This is a genomic window from Roseibaca sp. Y0-43 (genome assembly GCF_020667835.1).
Lineage (GTDB): Bacteria > Pseudomonadota > Alphaproteobacteria > Rhodobacterales > Rhodobacteraceae > Roseinatronobacter.
Genome location: NZ_JAFMPR010000011.1, coordinates 1 through 21,692 on the forward strand (window position 1 = coordinate 1; position 21,692 = coordinate 21,692).

Here is a 21,692-nt window from a genome sequence, read left to right on the forward strand (position 1 = left end):
GCGCAGTTCCTCTGGATAACGTGTTCCGTTCTTCATCTTTCCCATGACCCAGTATCCTTACTTCTGGGTCTCCGGCAAACAAGGGGCGGTTCAGGTCGGTGCCGTTGTCCGAGAGAGGCACTCCCTGTTGGGCCCGTTTTTCCTCCAAATCAGCCAACTACATCGCGCTGCGACTCTGCTAAGGCTCGTTGGCTGTGGATGTGGTTCGCCCACTTGCAGTTCCCTGCTTTCGGGCCTAGAGGCGTGAATTGTTCAACAACAAACGGTCTAAACGTGGGGCACCACTTGAATACACTCTGCATGTACCTGGCATGCGCTTTCGCGCAAGGTCGCGGCAAAATACCTCGTGCCCTTTTGCTCTTGCAAGGAACGAAACTTTACCGTGCATGACGGAACTGCATCTAGGATTGCGCTCCAATTTGCGTTCCTGATACGCAAAATGGCTTTTCTTGGGGGCTTTCGAGGTGCCACCGTTTGTCACTGAACGATCAACTGTGCATGAAGGGCACCGGCCGCGTTGATGGTGTTCAGAATGTCGATCATGTCGCGCGGGTTTACACCTAGAGCATTCAAGCCCGCCACTATTTCCGATAGCGATGTGCCACCTGTAACTTCCGCAAGCGCAACGGGAGGAGCGTCTTCCAGCTCTGCGGTGGTTCTGGGCACCACGATGCTTTCACCTTCGGCGAAGGGGTTGGGTTGAACGACAAGCGGTGTTTCCTCAACCCGCAGGGTCAAGCCGCCTTGGGCGACTGCAACGCGGCTGATGCGAACGTCCTCGCCCATGACAATCGTGCCCGATCTTTGATCGACGACAACGCGCGCCCGGCTGGTCGGACGAATGCGCAGGTTCTCGATCCGTGCCAGCGCATGTGCCGTCGAACGCGCTTCGGTGCGCTCTATGTTCAAAATGACTGTTCCCGGGTCTGTCATGCGCGCTGCGTTGCGCGAAAATTCGGCATTTATGGTTTGTTCAATTTGCAGAGCAGTCGAGAAATCCGGGACTTTCAAAGCGATGCGCACTTCCCTCAAGCTGTCCAAGGCGAAGTCGATTTCGCGCTCGACACGCGCGCCGCCTGGAATGATGCCTGCGGTTGGCACCCCGCGGACCACTCTTGCGGCGTCCCCCTCTGCCGACGCGCCGCCGGCAATGATGCTTCCCTGTGCGACGGCATAGATGGTGCCATCTGCCCCGTTCAAGGGTGTCATGACCAAGGTTCCGCCCAACAGGCTGCTGGCATCGCCGATCGCCGACACTGTCACGTCTATTGTACCACCGGCCCGCGCGAACGGGGGCAGGCTTGCGGTTACGATGACCGCAGCGACATTCTTGGGACGGAACTGTTCGCCGGTAACGTTTACTCCCAGCCGTTCGAGAATATTCGACATGGTGTCTTCGGTGAAAGGTGCGTTGCGCAAGCCATCGCCCGTGCCGTTCAGCCCGACGACCAAGCCATAACCCAACAAGTCGTTCGACCGGACGCCGTCGAATTCCACGATGTCTTTCAGCCTGACATTCGCATCCGCAAACCGCGGCGAAAGCAGGGCGACCATGGCGCAAAGGGCAATCAGGAAGGGTCTCATCGCAGATACTCTGTCAGGGAAAGACGCGAAAGCCGGGCTGTGATCATGTAAAGGGCATCCAGACGCTGGGTGGCGGTTTCCAATGCCGTTGCGGTCTCATAGGGGTCGGCTGCGAGCAACTCTGTGCGAACTATTTGCAGCGAAGTGGCTTTTGCCTCGGCCTGCGTTCTTGCGGCCTCCACTCTGGCTTCGGTTGCCCCAATACGGGCTTGCAGGCCGACACGGGACGCGTCGGCACCCAATAGCGCGGTGGAACTGAGGCTTAGAAGTGAGCGCCGCTGCGCCGCCGTCAGCGAGGGGGCAAGCGTTTCGCCCAAAGCGCCGAGCGCAAGAGCCGCGAGCGTGTCGCGGATTGCGTCTTCCGTACCGGCCAGCTCCGGTCGCAGGGTGATCCCATCGCCAAGGTCGACGCCCGCGGTCGCGGAGGGGCCGCCAAGATAGGCGATCGTGTCAAAATCGCCGCCGCTGGCGAACCATGTGTTCACATGGTCCCGGATGTCGTTCACCGATGCTCCGGGCGGAAGCGATGCTTCCAGCGAGGTCAGAATGGTGTCGGGATCGGCAAAGGGGCGTTCTTGGCCAGAGGTGCCGGAAAACAGGAAGCGGCCGGCAATCTTGGTGTTCAGAGCACCGATCGCATCGGCAAAACCGGTGCGCGCGCGGGCAGTGGCTTCTGACATGACGAGGTTGTCCGCTCCTTGCGTGCTCATCTGGAAGTCGAGCGCAAGTGTTTGCGTGATGTCGCCCAAGCGGTCGAGCGCGTTTTGCTGGCCTGAAAGGATGGTCGACAAGAAATCGGAATTGGCGATATGCCGTTCCGAGAGGTGGATCCCGTGCTCGACATGGGCGAGACGGGTCAAAGCCCCGTTCAGAGCCTTTGATCTGTCGGCATATTGGCCGGACGCGAGCTGCTCTGTCAGTTGCGACACGGTGTTTCGCAGGGACGTGCCGGACCGTCGCAGCATAAGGGATTGCGCGATGTCAGCGGTGCCGAGTTGGAACATGTCAGATCTCCAGTAATTGGCGCAGCATGTCGTCTATGGTGGTCAGGACGCGCGCGTTGGCCGCATATGCTCTTTCGAGTTCGAGCAGGTCTTGCATCTGCGCGTCAGTATCGACGCCCCTGCTGGCGAGCGTTTCCTGTTTGGCTGTGTAGCTTGCTTGCGCATAGGCCAGCGCGCTTTCCGCACCAAGGCGCTTAGTCGCGACGCGTGAGAGGGTTTCAGAGATATTTTCTGCCATGGAAAGTGCGGGCAGACCGGGTCCGAGCGTGCGGGGATCTGACAGGGCATCTATCATCCGCGACAGGTTTGCCGGGTCGACGCTGGGGCCGGGCATGGCCGCATTCAGGCCGCTGCGCAGGCGCCAGAGGCTGGACGAATCTGCCGGGTCGATCATGGGCGTGATGCGCAGCGCTTGCGCCGCACCGGTGGGGTCGGCGGGAAAGGACGTGCCGCTGGTCAGGGTGAACAAGCCCAGCTCACCCGCCGCCAAGCTGGTATCGGCGTCCGGGCCGGCAAAGCGTGTCAACAGATCCATCGCGAGCCGGTCAAGGTCGCTTTGGGCTTGGGGGGCGATGGTGTCGCGGACAGCAAGATTGGCCCCAAGTTTGCCACCGGCGAGAGTGCGATCCCCAAGCCCAAGTTCGCGCCCGTTGAGGGAGATGCTGGAAACTGCGCCAGAGCTTCGCGTATCGTCCGCGGCAATGCCGGGTGTCGCGGTGAAGCCGAATTCGGCCGCATCCAGATCGACAAGGATTTCGCCACGCGCGGTGACAAGCATAACCCTGTTATTGTCCCTCGGAATTTCGCTGACGGGCAAGAGTGTCGCAATGTCAGAGATCACGCGCTCGCGTTCGTCCATTAGGGCAAACGGGGTGCCGCCCAGCAGTGTCTGGCGCTGAATGTCCTTGTTCAGGCTGGCCACGCGCTCCAGCTGGGTGTTGAGCGTTGCGATGTCGGTTTCAACCGCCGTATCAGCCTGTTGGCGCATGGCTTGAATGTGCTGCCCTATCGCATTGAACTTTGCGGCGATGCGCTCCGCGTCTTGGGCCACGGCTTGGAGCGCGGCAGGCGAATCGGGCGTCGTCGCAGCTTGATGCAGGTTTGCGTCCAAGCGGCTGAAAAGATCGTTGAGCGAGCCGGTTTCGCCCGGCAATCCGTAAGCCTGTTCAAGTTCCGAGAGCGCGGCCGTTTCGATTTGCGCCGATTGCCGGACCGTGTCTGCGCTACGCACCGCAGCAAGCAAGACCGGGTCGACATCGCGAATAACGGCCCCGTTCCGCGCGACAGTCGATGCCCCGCCCGAGATTGTGCCGGTGGCAAGAGTGCTTCGCAGCCCATATCCTTCGATATCGGCATTCGCGAGGTTCTCGGCGACGACGCGGGTGCCCTGAGAGGTGAAGCGCAGGCCGCCCAATGCGATGTTGTTGGCAACTCCAAGGCTCATAGTCAGGTCACTCCGTCATGTCACTTTGTCTTAGCGCTTGATATTGTTGGTTTCCTGGAACATCTCGTCGACCGTCTGGATAACCTTGGCATTCGACGAATAGGCGCGTTGCGTCTGGATCAGGTTGGTCAGTTCTTCGGCCACGTCGGTCGCGGATTCCTGAAGCGCGAAGCCCACGAATTCGCCGACCGGGCCATCGCCTGCGTCCCACAGAAAGAAAGACCCGCTATCGCGAGAGACCTTGAAAGCCTGATCGTTCAGCGCGGTCAGGCCGTTGGGGTTCGGCACATCGACCAGCGGAATGCGGTAGAGGGTGCGGCGAAAGCCTTGGTCATAGACGGCATCGAGATTGCCATTCGCGTCGATCATCAGGCCAATCAGGTTGCCCGCGCCGAACCCGTCCTGCGTGACGCCTGCGGGCGAGAAGGTCGAGCCGCGCTGGGACAACCCGCCGGTTTCGCCGATCGCACCAAGTTCCATGGTGATCTGTTGCGCGCCGATCGTCAGGTCAATGCTGCCGGTGGTCCCGTCATAGGCCGGGGATGCGCCGACAGGCGTGACCGAGGCCAAGGTGCCGCCGGTGCCCGGCGCATCGCTGAAAACAAGGTCATATTCGCCGATCGTGGCCCCGCTGCCCTGGTCCACAATGCTCATACGCCACGAATTGGCCGCACCAGACGGCTGGAAGGACACATCAAGGGTTCCGGGCAAGCCCAACGTGTCGACATAGGCGACCGACAGGTAGGACGGATCCCCGGCGGCGCTTGGAAGCGTTTCGCTGGCCGGCAAGTTGACCGCCATGTTGATGGTGCTGGTCGGAAAAGAGGCCTGTTGGTTCACCCCCACCTGGATGGGCCGCAAGCCGGATGCGTTGTCGCGCACATTGGGCGGGACCGTGCCGTCCTCGTTGGCGGGCCACCCCATCAGCACCAACCCGGCAGGGTTGCGCAGGAAGCCGTCGGCATCCTGTCGGAACGAACCAGTCGTGGTCAGCAACAGGGGCGCTGTGCCGTCCTGCAACTGCGCGCCCAGTTCGGACGTGACGGGCAAGAACCCGCGCCCGTTGATGGCGATATCCGTGGGGTTTTGCGTGCCGATCAACGCGCCGCCTTGATCGACCAGCCGCAAGGTCGAGGTGCGCACACCCCCCGCGCTGTAAGCGCCTTGTCCTGCCAGCCCGCTGCCAATGACCATGGAGTGGAACGAGGTATGCGCCCGCCGGAACCCATAGGTCGCCGAGTTCGCGATATTGTCCGAAATGGTCGACAGCCGGGTGGCATTGGCACGCAAGCCGGAAATGCCTGCATTCAGGGAGGAAGTAATACTCATGTCCGCTCCGTCGCGTTGATGATTCTTTCCCCGACTATCGCCCCGCGGTGTTAATTTCCCCCTAATGCCCCCCTAACGCCGGGTTTGCCGCAAAAGCACCAGTTCGATGCGGTTGTTTTCGGGGGCCATGGCATTGCCGGTATCGGCCAGCGAGCGGTCGGCGTGCCCGGTCACGCGGCGCAGCCTGTCCGGGGGGAAATCGCTGCCTTCGACCAGTTCGCGCATGGCTTGGGCGCGTTGCACGGTCAGCCGCCAGACCGGATTGTCACGCAGCACGGCGGGAAAGGATTGCGAATGCACCCCGATGGCCAGCGGGTTTTCGACAATCCGAATGGCGCTGGTGATGAGCGCGGTCAGGTGCACCAGAACCGGCCGCGGCTCTGCGCCATCCCCCTCGAACAGGGGCGCCCCGGCAAGGTCTGTCAGCTCGAACACCAGCCCTTCATCGGTCAGCTTGATGTTCACATGTTGCAAAAGCTGTTCGGCGAAGGCGCTTTCGCCGGCAAGTGCCGCGAATTGGTCGGCCACGTCTTGCAATTCTGCGGTTTCGGCCTGAAACGCTTCTGCGGTCGCGACCTCATCCGTGACAGAGGTGACGGTCGAGAGCGAGGCCCCGCCGAACGCGCCATCGCTGCCAGAGGAGGAACTGTCGAGCGAGAAGGTCGGCGTGAAATAATCCGCGATCCCCTTGCGCTCATCCTCGGAGACGGAGCCAAGCAGCCACAGCATGAGAAAGAATGCCATCATGGCAGTCACGAAATCGGCATAGGCCACTTTCCAGGCCCCACCGTGATGCCCACCACCCGCGACAACCTTCTTGCGCTTGATGATGATCGGCCTGACATTGTCAGAACGGTCCATGTTCACCCACCTTTTTACCCAAGGACGACCCTAGCAGCCGGGTCTGAACAGAAGGTTAAGCTGTGCGCACAGGGTCACGTTTTTGCCATTGCAGCCCGTGTTTCATGGCCGGGGGCTTACTTTTGGGCGCGAAACCGCTAAACTGGCGCAAAAGAAAAATCGAGGCAGACATGAGCAGAACATTCCTCGCCATCGCGTTCGCGGTGCTTCTCTCCGCATGTGGCGGCAAAGAATTCTCCGCCCCCCGCAACCTTGACGACGCCTGTGCCATGGCGTCGGAGCGCCCGCGCTATTTCGCGGCCATGCGCGCGACCGAACGCAAATGGGGCGTGCCGGTGGCGGTGCAGGCGGCGATCATCCATGCCGAAAGCCGCTTCATCGGCGATGCGCGCACGCCGGTGCGCTACGCGTTGGGGATTATCCCGATGGGCCGCCAAAGTTCGGCCATGGGCTACAGCCAGGCGCTGGACGGCACATGGGACGAATACCGCCGCGAGACCGGCAACCGCCGCGCCGACCGCACCGATATTCGCGACGCGACCGATTTCGTGGGCTGGTATTCGAACAAGTCGCGCGAACGCAATGGCATTGCGCTGAACGACGCGCGCAACCTGTATCTGGCCTATCATGACGGGCATACCGGCTTCTCGCGCGGGACGTATAATTCCAAGCCGTGGCTTCTGGATGTCGCCAATCGCGTGGCCACGCGCGCGGTCATGTATGACCAGCAATTGCGCACTTGCCGCCGCTGGTAACTAGCCAAGCGCAATCCCGACTGCCGCGCCGCACAGGATCAGCGCCATGACACGGTTGGCCGCCCGCGCGTGGTGCGGCTGGCCCAAGAGCCATTGGCCCGCGATTGTCCACAGCGCGAAGGCCAGCGCGTTGTTCAGCGTGAAGATGGTGGCGACCTGCGTGATCCGGGCGGTGTCTGCCTCGGGGTATTGCGCGAAAAGCGTGGCCATGATGACCTAGGCCTTGGGGTTCAGCGCCAGCAGCGCCGCGCCATCGGTGGCGCGGGCGCGCGGGGCCATGGCGGCTTGCGGCGCACCGGCGCGCCACAGCGCCCGCGCCAGCCACAGCATGTAAGCCGCGCCCGCATAGCGCAGCCAGCCCATCGCGAGCGGCCCCGCCAGCGCCAGCAGGCCAGCGCCGGTTGCAACGGCGGCCAGAAAGGTCGCGGCATGGTAGCCCGCGAAGGCGGGCCAAGCCGCGCGCCAGCCCGCGCGCGCGCCGAGTGCGGCAAAGAACAGGTTGCCGGGGCCGGGGCTATAGGCCAGCGGAAACAGGAAGATCAGCAGGTTCAGCGTGGACATGGCGCGGCTCTGTTCGGGCAGGGATATGCCGCGATAGCGCGCATCGCCCGCGCCACCGACCCGAAAGCTGCGCAAAATGCACCCGCGCGGCATTCCAATTCGCGGCATATGGCACTAGATCAGGCGCAAGGATGCAAAAGGATGATCTTATGGCCGCGACCGATCTGACCGCCCCGCTGGCGCCCTTGACGCAAGACCTGCTGCGCGCCGCGAAACAGGCGGGTGCCGATGCTGCCGATGCCATCGCGGTTGACGGGCGCTCTGTGTCCATCGACGTGCGCAAGGGCGGGCTGGAACAGGCGGACCGCTCGGAAGGGCTGGAAATCGGTCTGCGGGTGTTCGTGGGGCAGCGTCAGGCGTGTATCTCGTCCTCTGACACCCGGCCAGAGACTTTGGCCGCCATGGCCGCGCGCGCCGTTGCCATGGCCCGCGAAGCGCCCGAAGACCCTTATGCCGGTCTGGCCGATAGCCGCCAGCTTGCCATGTTGCGCAGCGCCGAGGGGTTGGATCTGTGCGACCCCGCGCCCGAAACCGACCCCGCCAGCCTGCAAGAGGATGCCCGCCGCGCAGAGGCCGCCGCCTTGCAGGTCTCGGGCGTGACACAGGTGCAATCGGCCTCTGCCGCCTATGGCCAGCAAGCGATCTGGCTGGCCGCGACCAACGGGTTCAGCGGCGGCTATGCGCGCACGTCCCGCCACATAAGCTGCGTGGCCATTAGCGGCGAGGGCACGGGGATGGAACGCGACTGGTGCGGCGAGGGCCGTGTCTACCAGTCCGACCTGCCCGCCCCCGAAGAAGTGGGCCGCCTTGCCGCCGAACGCGCCGTCGCGCGGCACGGGGCGCGCCGCCCCAAGACCGGCGCCTACCCGGTCCTCTATGACGAACGCGTCGCCAGTGGCCTGATCGGGCATCTGGTCGGGGCGATCAACGGAGCCTCGATCGCGCGCGGGTCTAGCTGGTTGCGCGACGCGATGGGAGAGCAGGTTCTGCCCAAGGGGCTGTCGCTGGTCGAAGACCCGCATCGCCGCCGCACCAGCGCCTCGCGCCCGTTCGATGCCGAAGGCTTGCAAACCCGTGCCCGCGATCTGGTCGCGGACGGGGTGCTGCAAGGCTGGGTGCTGGACCTGGCCTCTGCCCGCAAGCTGGGGATGCAGAGCACGGCCAACGCCATGCGCGGCACGTCCGCGCCCCCCAGCCCCGGTACCACCAACTGGGCGCTGACCCAAGGCAGCGCCACCCGCGAAGAGCTGATCGCGCAGATGGGCACGGGGCTGCTGGTGACGTCGCTGATCGGGTCCACCATCAACCCCAACACGGGCGATTATTCGCGCGGGGCAAGCGGCTTCTGGGTGGAAAACGGCGAAATCGCCTATCCGGTCAATGAATGCACCATCGCGGGCAACCTGCGCGACATGCTGGGCCGGATCATCCCGGCCAATGACGCGCGCACCCATCTAGCCCATGTCGTGCCGTCTCTGCTGGTCGAGGGGATGACCCTTGCCGGTGACTGACGATCTGGCCCTTGTCACCCAGGCCGCGGAACTGGCGGGCCAGATCGCGCTGCGCCATTTCGGGCGCGCACCGCGCGCGTGGGACAAGGGGCAGGGCCAAGGCCCGGTGTCGGATGTCGATCTGGAAATCGACGCGGCGCTGCGTGATCTGCTGCTGGGCGCGCGGCCCGATTACGGTTGGTTGTCCGAGGAAACGCCCGACACGCCCGACCGTCTGAACCACGCGCGCATCTTCATCCTTGACCCGCTGGATGGCACCCGCGCCTATCTGGACGGGCAAGACGGTTTTTGCCACCCGGTTTGCGTGGTGGAAAACGGCCAGCCAGTTGCCGCAGCGATCCATGTGCCGCGCCTTGGGCATACCTACAGTGCCGCGCGCGGGCAGGGGGCGTTTCGCAATGGCCAGCCTATCCGCGTGGGCGAGACGGTGGCGGGTGCCTCGGCGCTGGCCGCGCGCAGCCAGTTCGACGCCACGCATTGGCCCGGTGGCGTGCCCGACCTGACGCGCCATTTCCGCCCGGCGCTGGCGTGGCGCATGGCCCTTGTGGCCGAAGGCGCGTTCGATGCCATGCTGACCTTCAAACCCGCGTGGCACTGGGACATTGCCGCAGGCGCGCTGTTGGTAGCCGAAGCGGGCGGCGCCGTCAGCGACGAGATGGGCGCGCCCCTTGCCTTCAACACCCTCGATCCGCGTGCGACCGGGGTGATTGCCGCCAACCCGGCCTTGCACGCGGCGCTGCTGGCGCGGCGCAAATCGGCATTGACGGATGCCCCCGCCCCGCGCGACGTTTAACGCCCATGGCACCAGAAGCAGGACGCGCGTGACTACCACCGCCACCGACCAGATGCAGGAGGCCGCCCTGCCCTTGCTGAAAGGGCTGGGCACCCCGCTGGTTTGGCTGCACTGCGACAGCCGCACCCGGCTGAACAAGTTCACCGCCCTGTCGGATGCCGTGTTGCAGGCGGATGAGGGGGCAGGTGTATTGCTGACCTATCCGCCCGATTGCCCGGCCCCGGTCGAAACCCCGCGCCGCCTGTCGGTGCCCTGCGCGGTCGATGCGCCGGGCTTCGTTCGCAAGGTTGCCAGCGCGGTTCCGGTCGCCGCCGCGCTGATCGCCGCCCGCAGCCTGTCGGGCGACATGATCGCGCAATGGGTCAAGGCGGGCACACAGGTTTTCGTGGCCGATGTCGCGGTGCCGCGCGTGGCGGGCAGTTGGTCGCTTGCGCCGGGGCACACGCGGCGGGTGCTGAACAAGCTGGCGCATGTCTTTCTGGCGTCCGAGCGGATGCGCGCGCCATGGCTGGCCGCTGGCCTGCCAGAGGAGCGGCTCAGCACCATCGGCACCCTCTCGCAAGCGCCGCTTGCCCTGCGCTGCAACGAGGCCGAGCGCGACGCCTTGGCCAGCGCGTTGCGCCAGCGCACCATCTGGCTGGCCGCAGGTGTGCCAGAGGCCGAGGAAGAGCTGATTATCGCGGTGCAGCAGGAAGCCTTGCGCGATTCTCACCGGCTGGTTCTGATCCTGCACCCGGCCGACCCGATGCGCGGGCCAGAGCTTCATGCCCGCGTCTCGACCCGGTTCAACGCGGCGCTGCGCTCGCGCGATGACTCGATCACGCCGGAAACGCAGGTCTATATCGCCGACACCGAAGGCGAGCGCGGCCTGTGGTATCGGCTGGCGGTGGCCTGCTACCTTGGCGGCAGTTTCACCGATGGCAGCAGCTTTTCCCCCATGGAGGCCGCGGCGCTGGGCTGCGCCATGGTGCATGGGCCAGAAGGCGGGCGCTATGGCGACGCGTTCGACCTGCTGACCGAGCGCCGCGCCACCCGTCGTATCACCCGCCCAGAGGCGCTGGGGCGGATGCTGCGCGCGGTGCTGCGGCCCGAGCAGGCGGCCGATATGGCCCATCGCGGCTGGCAGATCGTATCCGAAGGGGCAGAGGCCACAGAAAGCCTTGTCGCAGCCCTGCTTGCCCCCCCGGCGGAGGCGCGCTGATGCAACCGCCCGGCTTCTGGTTTCGCCCGCGCTCTGTCTTGGCCAGTCTGCTGTCGCCCTTGGGTGCGGTCTACGCGGCGGCCACCGCGCGCCGGGTGGCGCAACCCGCCCGCTATGCGCCCGATGTGCCGGTGATCTGTGTCGGAAACCTGAATATCGGCGGCACGGGCAAGACGCCGACGGTCATCGCGCTGGTGCAGATGTTGCAAGGCATGGGCGTGGCTGTGCATGTGCTGTCGCGCGGCTATGGCGGGCGGCTGAAAGGCCCGGTGCAGGTGATAGAGCGCAGCCACAGCGCCGATGATGTGGGCGACGAGCCGCTCTTGATGGCCGCCTTCGCGCCGGTCTGGGTGGGCCGCGACCGCGCGGTCACGGCACGCGCGGCGGTCGCGGCGGGGGCAGAGGCGCTTATCCTAGACGATGGGTTCCAAGACCCGGCCCTGCGCAAGGATCTCTCGCTTGTCGTGGTCGATGCCGCGCTCGGCTTTGGCAATGGCCGCGTGCTGCCCGCCGGTCCCTTGCGCGAACCGGTCGCTGCCGGGTTGCGCCGCGCCGACATGATCCTTGCGATCGGCGCGCCGCCGCAGATCGGGGCGTTTCGCGAAAGCACCGCATATACTGTGCCGGTTTTGGCCGCCGCGCTGAAACCCTTGCAGATGGGGCTGTCTTGGCCCGGTCAGCGCGTGCTGGCCTTTGCCGGTATCGGGCGGCCAGAGAAGTTCTTCGCCACGCTCCGGGCCGAGGGCGCGGTGCTGCTGCGCGCCGAGGCGCTGAGCGATCACCAGCCGCTAAGCGAGGCGCTGATGAAACGGCTGGAGATAGAGGCCAAGGCACTCGGCGCGCAGATGGTCACGACCGAGAAAGACGCCGTGCGCCTGCCGCGCAGCTTTCGTCAGAAGGTGATGACCCTGCCTGTGCGACTGGACTGGGAGGATGAGAACGCGATCCGGGCGGCACTTGGTAAAGTGCTTGCGTCCGACGCGCGCTAACCCCGGTCGAACAACCCGCTGACCGCGCGCGACACGATATTGCTGGTGCGTGGCTTTTGCGCGGCCACGAAGGGCAGGGGGCGACAGACGCTCATCGCGGCAATCCCCAGTCGCGCGGTCAGCGCACCGTTCACAAGCCCTTCGCCGAAGCGGCGCGACACTTTCGACACCACCCCGCCAGAGGCGACCGATCCCAGCATATCCTCGCCCACCGCCACGGCGCCCGTCGCCAGCAGATGTGCCACCACCCCGCGCAGCAGGCGAATGCTGCCCAAAGCGCCCGCGCGCCCGCCGTAGATTTCAGCAATCCGGCGGATCATGCGCAGGTTCACCGCCATCGCCGCCACCACATCGACCAAGGCCAGCGGCAACATGGCGGTCAGCAGGGCCACTTGGCGCGCGGCGGCCTCGACCTCTGTGCGGGCGGCTTGGTCCAAGGGCACCAGAAGCGTGGTTTCCGACAGGTGCAGCAGCCCCTCGGCATCGGGCTGGTCCGGGGCAAGCTCTGCCAGCCGGTCGCGGTGCCAGCGCATCTCTGGCCGCGCGGCGTAAAGCGCTGATAGCTGGTTGGTCAGTCGCAGCGCAAGATCGCGGCTGTCGTCGCTGCGCGCGCGGTCTGCCAGTTGGCGCAAATCGTCCAGACGGCGCAGGCGGCGAAATCCCATCCATTCGCGCAAGGCCACGCCCAAAGCGGCCAGCGCCACCAGCGCCAGAAGCCCGGTTGCGACCCAGCCCAAGGCCGGGTAACGCGCCAGAAGGCCGGTGGCGAAATCCCACGCGGCCAGCGACAGTGCCATCGTGAACAGCGCCAGCGCCGCCGCCCAGCCCATGCGCCCCAGCCATGTCATGCGCCGCCGTCCCAGCGCCAAGGTCGCCTGCATCGCCGCGCCGGTGGGCGGCGCATCTTCGGGCGGCTGGGGGGCCGTGGCGGGGGTGTCGGCGGGGGTGTCATCCAGCTCGAACAAAGTGGGGCCGCGGCTCATAGCATGTCTCCGATCAGGAATTGCGCGGCGCGGTCCAGCCGGATATGCGCCAGCCCGTCGCCGGGGCGGCGCGACAGCCCCACGGGGGCGAATTGCATCACCCCGAAATCGGCATCCAGCCATTTCGCCGCCCCGTCACGCGCAGGCCCGATCAGCGCCATCGGGTCATCCGGCAGATCGCCCGCGAAAAACGCCGCTTGTTTGCCGTTTTCCATCAGCGTGCCGCGCACGCAATCGAGGGTTTCGCCGCCGTGGCTGCGCTGGTCCTCCACCGTGGCGCGCACGGCGGCAATGGCCATGGCTTCGGTCCGGGCACCCGCGAAATCGGCCCGGTCGCGCGCTTGGCGCAACAGCGCCGCCATGATTGCGGTCAGCTTGGCGTGCTGGCTGTGGTGCAGATGGTCGGCCTTGGTCGCGGCGAACAGAATGCGTTCCACCCGCTTGCCGCCCAAAAGCCGCGTCAGCCACGCGTTTCGGCCGGGGCGAAAGGCCGACAGAAGTTCGGTCATGGTACGCCCCAGTTCGGCCACGGCATCCGGCCCGGCATGGACCGCGCCCAGCACGTCGGCCAGCACGATCTGGCGGTCTATCCGGGCGAAATGATCACGGAAGAAGGGGCGCACGACACGCGATTTATAGGCCTCGAACCGGCGCTCCATCTCGCGCCCCAAGCTGCCGCGCTGGTTGCTATGGGCCATGGGCGCAAAGGTCAGCGCGGGGCTTCCGGCCAGATCGCCCGGCAGCAGGAACCGCCCTGGGGAAATATCGGGCAAGCCCGCCGCGCGCGCCCCGCGCAGGTAGTCGGTGAAGCGGGCGGCCAAGTCTTGCGCGCGGGCTTCGTCATGGGGGGCGTCTGGGTCGATTTCGGCCAGCGCCGCCAAGTAATCCTTCGCATAGTCGCGCCGGGGCAGGGCGGCCAGCAAATCGCTGCTCCACCCTGCGAAGGACTTGTCCAGCAGCGTCAGGTCCAGCAGCCATTCGCCCGGATAGTCGATAATATCCAGATATTGCACCCGCGCACCGCGCAACCCGCCCAGCACCCCGCCAGAGCGCACGCGAAACGACAGCCGCAGTTGCGACACCTGCCGCGTGCTCTCGGGCCAATGCGGGTTCGGCCCGGTCAGCGCGGCCAAGTGGCGCTCGTATTCAAAACGCGGGATCGTGTCGTCTGGCTGGGGTTGCAGGTAGGCGGCTTCTATCCGGCCATCGCTGACGGCCTGCAAGCCGCCCATGCGCCCCCGGTCCAGCAGGTTCGCCACCAGAGAGGTGATGAACACCGTCTTGCCCGCCTGCGACAGGCCGGTGACGCCCAAGCGCAGCGAATTGTCGAACATCCCGCCCGTGATCGCGTGGCCGATTTGCGATGTGGTTTCTTCCACCCCGCGCAACACATCGCCTGCAACTCGCCCGATACCCATCAGCCCCGCTTCCTTGTCTTTACCCTAGATAGGGGGTGCCGCGGCTTGGGGGAAGAGGCGGGGGGCATCGCCCTCGGCCCAGACGGGGTGCTTGGCCATGACGGCGGCAAAGCGGTCAGAGGTCAGGAAACGGTCAAGCCATGCCTGAACGCGCGGCCAGGGCTGTGTGTCGAACCATGGCTTGTCGATGAACGCGAATTGCCGGACGAAGGGCAGCATGGCGTAGTCGGCCAAGCTGGGGCGGGTGAACAGCCAATCGCCCAAGGCATCCTCCAGCGCGGCCAGATGCGTGCAGGCAGCATCCAGATGCGCGCCCGCGTCGTCGTCCGGGTAGCGGCTGGCGTATTTCACCCGGTCCAGAGCGTGTTTGAACGGGCCGTCATTGGGGGCAATCCAGTCGCGGCCGGCGTCGGGCATGTCCAGCCAGCCCTCGGGGTCGGACTGCCGCAAGGCCCAGAGCATGATGTCGAGGCTTTCGTCGATCACGCCCGCATCGGTTACAAGGCACGGCACGGTGCCAGAGGGCGAGGCCGCCAGAAACGCGGCGGGCTTGTCCCGCAACAGGATTTCGCGCAGCTCAACCGCCACCCCGCTGGCCGCGAGCGCCAGACGCGCGCGGATGGCATAGGGACAGCGGCGAAAGGAATAGAGGATCGGGGTCATCCCGCCGGTCTAGCGCGCAGGCGGACAGATGCCAATTCAAAGACGCGCGGCGCTCTGCTAGAGAGGGCCAAACCCGGACTGGACCGCCCATGCAAGACGCCGATTTCTGGAGCAAGATGGCCCCGCGCTACGCCCGCGCCAAGATCGGGGATGTGGCGGGCTACGAGCGCAGCTTGCACCGGACACAGCCTTTCTTGCAGGGCGCGCGCGTGCTGGAACTGGGCTGCGGCACGGGGCTGACGGCGATGGCACTGGCCCCACATGCCGCAAGCTACCATGCCACCGATATTGCACCGGGGATGATCGAGATCGCGCAGGGGCGGCTGGCCGAAACCCCGGTCGCGGGTTTGTCCTTTGCGGTCGCGCAAGCCGAGGATTTCGGGCCGGACCGCTTCGATGTCGTCTTTGCGCAGAACTACCTGCACCTGCTGCGCGACCTGCCGGGCACCTTGGCGCATATCTACGCGCTGTTGCCCAAGGGCGGGGTGCTGATCGCGAAGACCCCGGTGCTGGGGCAAGCGCCGTTCTATATCCGCTGGCTGGTGCCGATCCTGCAAGCGCTGGGCAAGGCGCCGTTCCTGACCATGGTCACGGCAGCGGATCTGGAGCGGGCGCTGACACGGGCGGGTTTTGCCTGCGCGCCCACCGAATGGCACGCAAGCAGCGGACGCGACCTGCGCGCCTTCATCGTGGCGCGCAAGGTCTGAGGGGGTAGGGTGCGTGCTGAGCACGCACCCTACATCAGGCGCGCACCAGTTCCTCGTAGCTTTTCGCCACGTCGCGGGTGATCTCGCCCACTTGAAAGTGATAGTCCCCGATCTGGCCCACCGGCGTCACTTCGGCGGCGGTCCCGGTCAGCCAGCATTCGCTGAATGTCTCCAGCTCTTCCGGCAGGATGTGGCGCTCATGCACGACCATACCCTTGTCGCGCAGCATGGCGATGACGGTCTGGCGCGTGATGCCGTTCAGGATCGCGTCGGGGATGGGCGTGTGCACCTCGCCATCCTTCACGAAGAACACGTTCGCGCCGGTCGCTTCGGCCACGTAGCCGCGATAATCGAAAAACAGCGCGTCCGAGCAGCCTTTTTCCTCTGCCGCGTGTTTCGACATGGTGCAGATCATATACAGGCCCGCGGCCTTGGCAGCGGTCGGGATCGTCTCGGGCGACGGGCGGCGCCATTTCGCGATGTCGAGCTTTGCGCCCTGCATCTTGGCATCGCCATAATAGGCACCCCATTCCCACGCGGCCACGGCCAGGCGCACCGGGTTGCGACGGGCCGCGACGCCCATATCTTCGCCCGCGCCACGCCATGCGACCGCGCGCACATAGGCGTTGGTCAGGTTGTTGGCGGCCAGAACCTCGGCCTTGGCGGCGTCGATTTCTTCGGCGGTAAAGGGGATTTTCATGTCCAGCAGGCGGCCCGATTCAATCAGGCGCAGCGAATGCTCGTGCCCCTTAAAGATCTTGCCATCATAGCAGCGCTCGCCCTCGAACACCGAGGACGCGTAATGCAGGGCATGGCTCAGGATATGCACATTGGCCTCGCGCCACGGCACCAGTTTGCCGTCCATCCATATAAACCCGTCCCTGTCGTCATATGCGCCGGCCATCGGTGCCTCCATGCCCAAAGTTTTCAAAAGTTGCGCAGATTAGGTCCGCTTCGGACATAAAGTTACGCGAATTCGCTTGATTGCTAGCGATTCGGTCTTGGAATGTCAACAAGGCTGACATAACATTGCTGAAAGAGTGATCGTAACGGCAATTTCGGTAGGCAAGGCATGGTGCAACGCGGTCCAAACCCCGGTAGCGGCGAGAATCTGCTTTTCCTGACCGACGAGCAGCTGCGCAAAGGGATCGAGGCGATGTTCTTCGCCTATCGCGGCTTCACCGCCGACCCTGACCGCATTCTGGACGAATACGGCTATGGTCGCGCCCACCACCGCGCGCTGCATTTCATCAACCGCAGCCATGGCACGACGGTGAACAACCTTTTGACCACGCTGGGTGTGACCAAGCAATCGCTGAACCGCGTGTTGCGCGGGCTGATCGAGGACGGTCTGGTCGAGGCGCGCGTGGGCCGCACCGACCGGCGCGAGCGCAACCTGTTCCTGACCGACAAGGGGCAAGAGTTGGAGCGCAAGCTGGCCGAAGCGCAACGCGTGCGGATGCGCGCGGCCTATCGCGCGGCGGGGCCGCAGGCGGTGGCGGGCTTTCGGCAGGTGCTGGAAGCGATGATGGATGACGACATCCGCCAGACCTATCTGTCGCTGAAGGATGGCCGCTGATGCCGCAAGACACCGCCCCGCATCTGCTGATCGTGGATGATGACGAACGCATCCGCACCTTGTTGCAGAAATACCTTGTGCGCAACGGCTTCTGGGTGACGGCTGCGCGCGATGCGGCCCATGCACGACGGGTCATGGCCGGGCTGGCCTTTGACCTGATCGTGCTGGATGTGATGATGCCGGGCGAAGACGGTATGGCGCTGACCCGTGCCATCCGCAAGGACAGCGATGTGCCGATCCTGCTTCTGACCGCGCGGGCCGGGTCCGAGGACCGGATCGACGGGCTGGAGGCGGGCGCGGATGATTACCTGCCCAAACCGTTCGAGCCGCGCGAACTGGTCCTGCGCATCAACGCGATCCTGCGGCGCAGCCCGACCGACACCGCCGAACCCATCCGCCCGCAATTGCTGATGATCGGCCCCTTGCGCTACGATCTGGAAAAGGGCGAATTGCGGCGGGGCGATGACCCCGTCCGCCTGACCCAGACCGAAGCGGCGCTGATGCGGCTTTTTGCTCAACACCCCGGAGAGGTTCTGACCCGCGAGGCGCTGGTCGAGTATCTGGGCCGCGACCGCGCCCCCCATGGCGGCGAGGTGGGGCAAGAACGCGCGGTCGATGTGCAAATCACCCGCCTGCGCCGCAAGATAGAGAGCGACCCGAAATCGCCCCGCCACCTGCAAACCGTGCGCGGTGCAGGCTACATGCTGGTGGTGGAGTAGGGGGCCTATCGGTGGGGCGATGTGCGCGGTTCGCGGCCTAAAGCGCCCGCCAGCCAATATCGCGGCGAAAGAACCCTTCAGGCCAGTCGATGCTGTCCACCATCGCATAGGCGCGCGCCTGCGCTTCGGCGAGCGTTGCCCCGCGCGCGGTCACGTTCAGCACCCGCCCGCCATTGGCCAAGACTTGGCCATTCTCGGCGCGCGTGCCCGCGTGGAACACCATGTGAAAGCTGTCCTCGGCGCAATCCGCCAGCCCGCCGATCACGCTGCCCTTCGCGTAGCTGCCCGGATAGCCCTGCGCGGCCATCACAACCGTCAACGCATGGTCATCGGCCCAGTTGACACGGGCCTGATCCAGCCGCCCTTCGGCGCAAGCCAGCATCAGGTCCAGCGCCTGCGCACCCAGCCGCATCATCAAAACCTGGCATTCCGGGTCGCCGAAGCGGGCGTTGTATTCGACCAACCGCGCACGGCCGTTTTCAATCATCAGCCCGGCATAGAGCACCCCCAGATAAGGCATCCCGCGCCGCGCCATCTCTGCCATCGTGGGGCGCACGATCTCATTCAAGGCCTGCGCTGCAATCGCGTCCGTCAGCACCGGCGCGGGGCTGTAGGCGCCCATGCCGCCCGTGTTCGGACCGGTATCGCCCTCGCCCACGCGCTTGTGGTCCTGCGCGGTGCCGATGGGCAGACAGGTCTCGCCATCGACCAGCACGAAGAAAGACGCTTCTTCGCCCTGCATGAATTCCTCGATCACGACCTCGGCCCCGGCGCTGCCGAATTCGCCGCCGAACATGGTGTCGATGGCGTCCAGCGCCTCGTCCAGCGTCATGGCCACGATCACGCCCTTGCCCGCCGCAAGCCCGTCGGCCTTGACCACGATGGGCGCGCCTTGGGCCTGCACATAGGCGCGGGCAGAAGCGGCATCGGTGAAATGCGCATAACCGGCGGTCGGCGCATTCACGGCCGCGCAGATTTCCTTGGTAAAGGCCTTGGACGCTTCCAGCCGTGCCGCCGCAGCGGACGGCCCGAAACAGGTCACGCCCGCATCGCGCAGCCGGTCGGCCACGCCTGCCGCCAAGGGGGCCTCTGGCCCGATGACGACGAAATCAATCGCCTCTTCCTCGCAAAAGGCCAGAACGGCAGAGCCGTCGCAAATATCCAGATCGGCGCAATCGGCAATCTGGTCCATGCCCGCATTGCCCGGCGCGCAGATCAGCCGGTCGCATTTCGGGTTTTGCAGGATCGCCCATGCCAGCGCATGTTCACGCCCGCCGCTGCCCAGAACCAGGATATTCATCGCGCGCCCTCTCTTGGCCTTTGCCTGCGCGCGTTCTAGGCTTGTCGGGCATCGGTGACAAGGATGACCCGCGCGACATGGACCTGATTGACGAACCGCCCAGCAACACGCCCGAATTTACCGTGTCAGACCTGTCGGGCGCGGTCAAACGCACGCTGGAAGGCGAATTCGGCCGCGTCCGCGTGCGCGGAGAGGTGGGCCGCGTCGTGATCGCGCGCACCGGCCACATGTATTTCGACCTGAAAGACGACCGCGCCGTGATCGCGGGCGTTAGCTGGAAAGGGCAGGTGGCCCGGATGCAGGTGCGCCCCGAAGAGGGGATGGAGGTTATCGCCACGGGCCGCCTGACCACCTTTGCGCCGCAGTCGAAATACCAGCTACAGGTCGAAAGCGTTGAGCCCGCAGGTGCGGGTGCACTGATGGCGATGCTGGATGCACGGCGCAAGGCGCTGGCCGCCGAGGGGTTGTTCGACGCGGGCCGCAAGCGCCGCCTGCCGTATCTGCCACGCGTTGTGGGGGTCGTCACCTCGCCACAAGGGGCGGTGATCCGCGACATCCTGCACCGGCTAAGCGACCGCTTCGGCGTGCATGTGCTGGTCTGGCCCGTGGCGGTGCAGGGGCAGGCTTGCGCGCCGCAGGTGGCCAAGGCGATCGAAGGGTTCAACGCCTTGCCCAAGGGCGGCCCGATCCCGCGCCCCGATGTGCTGATCGTGGCGCGCGGCGGCGGGTCCATCGAAGACCTGTGGGGCTTCAACGAGGAAATCGTCGTGCGCGCGGCAGCCGCCAGCGACATTCCCTTGATCTCTGCGGTTGGGCACGAAACCGATACCACGCTGATCGACCACGCGTCCGACCAGCGCGCGCCAACGCCCACGGCGGCGGCGGAGATGGCGGTGCCCGTGCTGGCCGATCTGCTGGCGCATATGGCCAATCTGGACGGGCGTCTGGTGCGGGGTGGGGCGCAAAGCGTGGCGCTGCGCCGCCAACGCCTGCGCGATCTGGGCCGCGCTTTGCCCCGGCCCGAAAACCTGCTTGCGCCCGCCATGCAACGCTTCGACCAATGGGCCGAACGGGTGCCGGGCAGCCTGCGCGCGGCGCTGCAAAGCAAACGGCAAGAGCTGCGCAGCGCAGGCGCTGGGCTGCGGCCCACCACGCTGCTGGGCCAGATCGCGCGCGGGCAGGACCGCTTGGGCGCGCAGGTCGCGCGCGCCGACCGCGCGGCGCTGGCGCGGCTGGAGAATGCGGGTGCGAAGCTGTCGCGCGCCGACCGGATGCGCCCCGACATGCTGACCGTGCCCATCGCGCGCGGGGCCGATGCCTTGGCCAGCAACGCACAGCGCGCCGAGCGCGCGGCGAAAGCCCGGCTGGATACGCTTGGAACAAGGCTTGCGGCGCTTGAACGCTTGCGCCAGTCGCTTGGTTACCCTGCCACGCTGAAGCGCGGCTATGCCGTGGTGCGTGATGATGCGGGGGGCGTTCTGACCTCTGCCAAGGCGGCGGGGCAGGCGGGTGCGCTGAAGGTGGAATTTGCCGATGGCGAGATTGACGCGCTGCCCGGCAAACGCCCCAAGCCCGCGAAGGGCGCAGCCCCCAAGCCCGAACAGGGTTCGCTTTTCTAGGTGCTGACGCCCATCCGGGCATAGAACCGTGCAAGTTCGGGCGCGGTGGCGCATTCCCCGCAGAAAATCTGCACATAGCCCGGCACGCGGGCGATGCGGGTGGCCAGATCCTCGCGGACCTGCATAGAGATATAGCCGATCTGCGTCAGATACACGGTGCGCGCCCGGACATCTGCATCTGTCGGCGCATATCCGAAACGCTGGAACAACCCGCGAATCGCGTCTAGCCGCGTGGCATCCGCAGCCTCGACCCTTGCCATGACGGCGTCTGATTGGTGCGCCCAACCGCGCACGGCAAAATCCAAACGCGGGTCGAACACGGTTTCGTCCTGAAACACGACGATCAGGTTCAGAATGCCCTCGGCAATGCTGGCGGCATAGGCATCGCAGGCGGCGATGAAAGCGCCGGTATTCTGCGCCTCCCACTCTGCCAGAAGCGCGTCCAGAAGCGCGGTTCTATCCTTGAAAAACCAGTAGAAACTGGTGCGCGACAGGTCCAGTTTCGCGGCCAGGGGCTGGATTTTCACGGCGTCCAGCCCGCCGTCCAGAAAGGCTTGCCTGGCGGCAGCCAGCCACAGCTCGCGAGAGCCGCGCCAGCCGGTGGTTTTGTCCAGATCGCCCGATGTGTCCATGCCCGCAGGATAGGCGCAGCGCGGCTTGCCAACAAGCCAA

At 65.6% G+C, this 21,692-nt stretch carries 22 protein-coding genes; 9 read left to right on the forward strand and 13 right to left on the reverse strand.

The window, feature by feature from the left end; genetic code table 11:
• Window positions 1–477 precede the first annotated feature (477 nt).
• The 5 genes from J1C52_RS12845 to J1C52_RS12865 form a co-directional block, all read right to left on the reverse strand.
• Window positions 478–1,584, reverse strand: coding sequence for a flagellar basal body P-ring protein FlgI (locus J1C52_RS12845; RefSeq protein ID WP_227428348.1), 1,107 nt, complete (start codon window positions 1,582–1,584; stop codon window positions 478–480).
• Window positions 1,581–2,588: a flagellin gene (locus tag J1C52_RS12850; RefSeq protein ID WP_227428349.1), complete on the reverse strand. Its 1,008-nt coding sequence runs from the start codon at window positions 2,586–2,588 to the stop codon at window positions 1,581–1,583. Before J1C52_RS12850 ends, J1C52_RS12845 begins: the two co-directional genes overlap by 4 nt.
• Before the next feature lies 1 nt (window position 2,589).
• Window positions 2,590–4,032, reverse strand: a complete 1,443-nt coding sequence (flgK, locus tag J1C52_RS12855) for a flagellar hook-associated protein FlgK (protein WP_227428350.1) — start codon at window positions 4,030–4,032, stop codon at window positions 2,590–2,592.
• Between the two features lie 30 nt (window positions 4,033–4,062).
• Complete coding sequence (locus tag J1C52_RS12860) at window positions 4,063–5,361, reverse strand: flagellar hook protein FlgE (protein WP_227428351.1); 1,299 nt, start codon at window positions 5,359–5,361, stop codon at window positions 4,063–4,065.
• Window positions 5,362–5,433: 72 nt separating this feature from the next.
• The gene (locus J1C52_RS12865; protein ID WP_227428352.1) at window positions 5,434–6,222 is read right to left on the reverse strand and encodes a flagellar motor protein MotB; all 789 of its coding nucleotides are present in this window, start codon (window positions 6,220–6,222) and stop codon (window positions 5,434–5,436) included.
• Between the two features lie 170 nt (window positions 6,223–6,392).
• Here J1C52_RS12865 and J1C52_RS12870 point away from each other — a divergent pair, with 170 nt between their 5' ends.
• Window positions 6,393–6,977 carry a lytic transglycosylase gene (locus tag J1C52_RS12870; RefSeq protein ID WP_227428353.1) on the forward strand — a complete coding sequence of 195 codons (585 nt, stop codon included), beginning with the start codon at window positions 6,393–6,395 and terminating at the stop codon, window positions 6,975–6,977.
• On the opposite strand, the gene J1C52_RS12875 is transcribed toward J1C52_RS12870, so the two are convergent.
• Both J1C52_RS12875 and J1C52_RS12880 read right to left on the reverse strand, forming a co-directional pair.
• Window positions 6,978–7,187: a hypothetical protein gene (locus J1C52_RS12875; protein ID WP_227428354.1), complete on the reverse strand. Its 210-nt coding sequence runs from the start codon at window positions 7,185–7,187 to the stop codon at window positions 6,978–6,980.
• A 6-nt stretch (window positions 7,188–7,193) separates the two neighbouring features.
• On the reverse strand, window positions 7,194–7,631 hold the full coding sequence (locus tag J1C52_RS12880) for a LysE family translocator (protein ID WP_227428355.1): 438 nt from the start codon (window positions 7,629–7,631) through the stop codon (window positions 7,194–7,196).
• A gap of 56 nt (window positions 7,632–7,687) precedes the next feature.
• Between J1C52_RS12880 and J1C52_RS12885 the strand changes: the two genes are divergently transcribed.
• Genes J1C52_RS12885 through lpxK form a run of 4 tightly spaced genes read left to right on the forward strand, consistent with a single transcriptional unit; the run spans window position 7,688 to window position 12,032 of the window.
• Window positions 7,688–9,049 (forward strand): TldD/PmbA family protein, encoded by a 1,362-nt coding sequence (locus J1C52_RS12885; protein WP_227428356.1) that lies wholly within the window; start codon window positions 7,688–7,690, stop codon window positions 9,047–9,049.
• Window positions 9,042–9,842, forward strand: coding sequence for an inositol monophosphatase family protein (locus J1C52_RS12890; protein ID WP_370633272.1), 801 nt, complete (start codon window positions 9,042–9,044; stop codon window positions 9,840–9,842). The genes J1C52_RS12885 and J1C52_RS12890 overlap by 8 nt, the downstream gene beginning before the upstream one ends.
• Before the next feature lie 28 nt (window positions 9,843–9,870).
• The gene (locus J1C52_RS12895; RefSeq protein ID WP_227428358.1) at window positions 9,871–11,043 is read left to right on the forward strand and encodes a 3-deoxy-D-manno-octulosonic acid transferase; all 1,173 of its coding nucleotides are present in this window, start codon (window positions 9,871–9,873) and stop codon (window positions 11,041–11,043) included.
• Window positions 11,043–12,032, forward strand: a complete 990-nt coding sequence (gene lpxK, locus J1C52_RS12900; protein ID WP_227428359.1) for a tetraacyldisaccharide 4'-kinase — start codon at window positions 11,043–11,045, stop codon at window positions 12,030–12,032. The genes J1C52_RS12895 and lpxK overlap by 1 nt, the downstream gene beginning before the upstream one ends.
• Here the strand turns inward: lpxK and J1C52_RS12905 are convergent.
• Genes J1C52_RS12905 through J1C52_RS12915 form a run of 3 tightly spaced genes read right to left on the reverse strand, consistent with a single transcriptional unit; the run spans window position 12,029 to window position 15,096 of the window.
• Window positions 12,029–13,015 carry a YcjF family protein gene (locus J1C52_RS12905; RefSeq protein ID WP_227428360.1) on the reverse strand — a complete coding sequence of 329 codons (987 nt, stop codon included), beginning with the start codon at window positions 13,013–13,015 and terminating at the stop codon, window positions 12,029–12,031. The two genes, lpxK and J1C52_RS12905, sit on opposite strands and share 4 nt — an antisense overlap.
• A complete protein-coding gene (locus tag J1C52_RS12910) occupies window positions 13,012–14,433 on the reverse strand; it encodes a YcjX family protein (protein ID WP_227428361.1) in 1,422 nt (473 codons plus the stop codon). The genes J1C52_RS12905 and J1C52_RS12910 overlap by 4 nt, the downstream gene beginning before the upstream one ends.
• Window positions 14,434–14,457: 24 nt before the next feature.
• A complete protein-coding gene (locus tag J1C52_RS12915) occupies window positions 14,458–15,096 on the reverse strand; it encodes a glutathione S-transferase (protein WP_227428362.1) in 639 nt (212 codons plus the stop codon).
• Window positions 15,097–15,185: 89 nt separating this feature from the next.
• Here J1C52_RS12915 and J1C52_RS12920 point away from each other — a divergent pair, with 89 nt between their 5' ends.
• Window positions 15,186–15,803, forward strand: a complete 618-nt coding sequence (locus J1C52_RS12920; RefSeq protein WP_227428363.1) for a class I SAM-dependent methyltransferase — start codon at window positions 15,186–15,188, stop codon at window positions 15,801–15,803.
• A 34-nt stretch (window positions 15,804–15,837) separates the two neighbouring features.
• On the opposite strand, the gene J1C52_RS12925 is transcribed toward J1C52_RS12920, so the two are convergent.
• The gene (locus tag J1C52_RS12925) at window positions 15,838–16,707 is read right to left on the reverse strand and encodes a branched-chain amino acid aminotransferase (RefSeq protein WP_227428364.1); all 870 of its coding nucleotides are present in this window, start codon (window positions 16,705–16,707) and stop codon (window positions 15,838–15,840) included.
• A 168-nt stretch (window positions 16,708–16,875) separates the two neighbouring features.
• Between J1C52_RS12925 and J1C52_RS12930 the strand changes: the two genes are divergently transcribed.
• A complete protein-coding gene (locus tag J1C52_RS12930; protein ID WP_227428365.1) occupies window positions 16,876–17,382 on the forward strand; it encodes a MarR family winged helix-turn-helix transcriptional regulator in 507 nt (168 codons plus the stop codon).
• Window positions 17,382–18,101, forward strand: a complete 720-nt coding sequence (locus tag J1C52_RS12935; RefSeq protein WP_227428366.1) for a response regulator — start codon at window positions 17,382–17,384, stop codon at window positions 18,099–18,101. The genes J1C52_RS12930 and J1C52_RS12935 overlap by 1 nt, the downstream gene beginning before the upstream one ends.
• Window positions 18,102–18,138: 37 nt before the next feature.
• Here J1C52_RS12935 and purD read toward each other — a convergent pair whose 3' ends face one another.
• Window positions 18,139–19,401, reverse strand: a complete 1,263-nt coding sequence (gene purD, locus J1C52_RS12940) for a phosphoribosylamine--glycine ligase (RefSeq protein ID WP_227428367.1) — start codon at window positions 19,399–19,401, stop codon at window positions 18,139–18,141.
• Between the two features lie 77 nt (window positions 19,402–19,478).
• On the opposite strand from purD, the gene xseA reads away from it, so the two are divergent.
• The gene (gene xseA, locus J1C52_RS12945; RefSeq protein ID WP_227428368.1) at window positions 19,479–21,020 is read left to right on the forward strand and encodes an exodeoxyribonuclease VII large subunit; all 1,542 of its coding nucleotides are present in this window, start codon (window positions 19,479–19,481) and stop codon (window positions 21,018–21,020) included.
• Here the strand turns inward: xseA and J1C52_RS12950 are convergent.
• Window positions 21,017–21,652 (reverse strand): TetR/AcrR family transcriptional regulator, encoded by a 636-nt coding sequence (locus tag J1C52_RS12950; RefSeq protein ID WP_227428369.1) that lies wholly within the window; start codon window positions 21,650–21,652, stop codon window positions 21,017–21,019. The genes xseA and J1C52_RS12950 overlap by 4 nt on opposite strands.
• Window positions 21,653–21,692: the final 40 nt, after the last annotated feature.

Excerpts from the sequence above, each read along its gene's own strand:
- J1C52_RS12845 (WP_227428348.1), bottom strand. The coding sequence starts at position 1,584 with ATGAGACCCTTCCTGATTGCCCTTTGCGCCATGGTCGCCCTGCTTTCG.
- xseA (WP_227428368.1), top strand. The coding sequence starts at position 19,479 with ATGGACCTGATTGACGAACCGCCCAGCAACACGCCCGAATTTACCGTG.
- J1C52_RS12910 (WP_227428361.1), bottom strand. The coding sequence starts at position 14,433 with ATGGGTATCGGGCGAGTTGCAGGCGATGTGTTGCGCGGGGTGGAAGAA.
- purD (WP_227428367.1), bottom strand. The coding sequence starts at position 19,401 with ATGAATATCCTGGTTCTGGGCAGCGGCGGGCGTGAACATGCGCTGGCA.
- flgK (WP_227428350.1), bottom strand. The coding sequence starts at position 4,032 with ATGAGCCTTGGAGTTGCCAACAACATCGCATTGGGCGGCCTGCGCTTC.
- J1C52_RS12935 (WP_227428366.1), top strand. The coding sequence starts at position 17,382 with ATGCCGCAAGACACCGCCCCGCATCTGCTGATCGTGGATGATGACGAA.
- J1C52_RS12860 (WP_227428351.1), bottom strand. The coding sequence starts at position 5,361 with ATGAGTATTACTTCCTCCCTGAATGCAGGCATTTCCGGCTTGCGTGCC.
- J1C52_RS12865 (WP_227428352.1), bottom strand. The coding sequence starts at position 6,222 with ATGGACCGTTCTGACAATGTCAGGCCGATCATCATCAAGCGCAAGAAG.
- J1C52_RS12930 (WP_227428365.1), top strand. The coding sequence starts at position 16,876 with ATGGTGCAACGCGGTCCAAACCCCGGTAGCGGCGAGAATCTGCTTTTC.
- J1C52_RS12905 (WP_227428360.1), bottom strand. The coding sequence starts at position 13,015 with ATGAGCCGCGGCCCCACTTTGTTCGAGCTGGATGACACCCCCGCCGAC.
- J1C52_RS12850 (WP_227428349.1), bottom strand. The coding sequence starts at position 2,588 with ATGTTCCAACTCGGCACCGCTGACATCGCGCAATCCCTTATGCTGCGA.
- J1C52_RS12950 (WP_227428369.1), bottom strand. The coding sequence starts at position 21,652 with ATGGACACATCGGGCGATCTGGACAAAACCACCGGCTGGCGCGGCTCT.
- J1C52_RS12875 (WP_227428354.1), bottom strand. The coding sequence starts at position 7,187 with ATGGCCACGCTTTTCGCGCAATACCCCGAGGCAGACACCGCCCGGATC.
- J1C52_RS12880 (WP_227428355.1), bottom strand. The coding sequence starts at position 7,631 with ATGCCGCGCGGGTGCATTTTGCGCAGCTTTCGGGTCGGTGGCGCGGGC.
- J1C52_RS12870 (WP_227428353.1), top strand. The coding sequence starts at position 6,393 with ATGAGCAGAACATTCCTCGCCATCGCGTTCGCGGTGCTTCTCTCCGCA.
- J1C52_RS12925 (WP_227428364.1), bottom strand. The coding sequence starts at position 16,707 with ATGGCCGGCGCATATGACGACAGGGACGGGTTTATATGGATGGACGGC.
- J1C52_RS12885 (WP_227428356.1), top strand. The coding sequence starts at position 7,688 with ATGGCCGCGACCGATCTGACCGCCCCGCTGGCGCCCTTGACGCAAGAC.
- J1C52_RS12915 (WP_227428362.1), bottom strand. The coding sequence starts at position 15,096 with ATGACCCCGATCCTCTATTCCTTTCGCCGCTGTCCCTATGCCATCCGC.
- J1C52_RS12920 (WP_227428363.1), top strand. The coding sequence starts at position 15,186 with ATGCAAGACGCCGATTTCTGGAGCAAGATGGCCCCGCGCTACGCCCGC.
- lpxK (WP_227428359.1), top strand. The coding sequence starts at position 11,043 with ATGCAACCGCCCGGCTTCTGGTTTCGCCCGCGCTCTGTCTTGGCCAGT.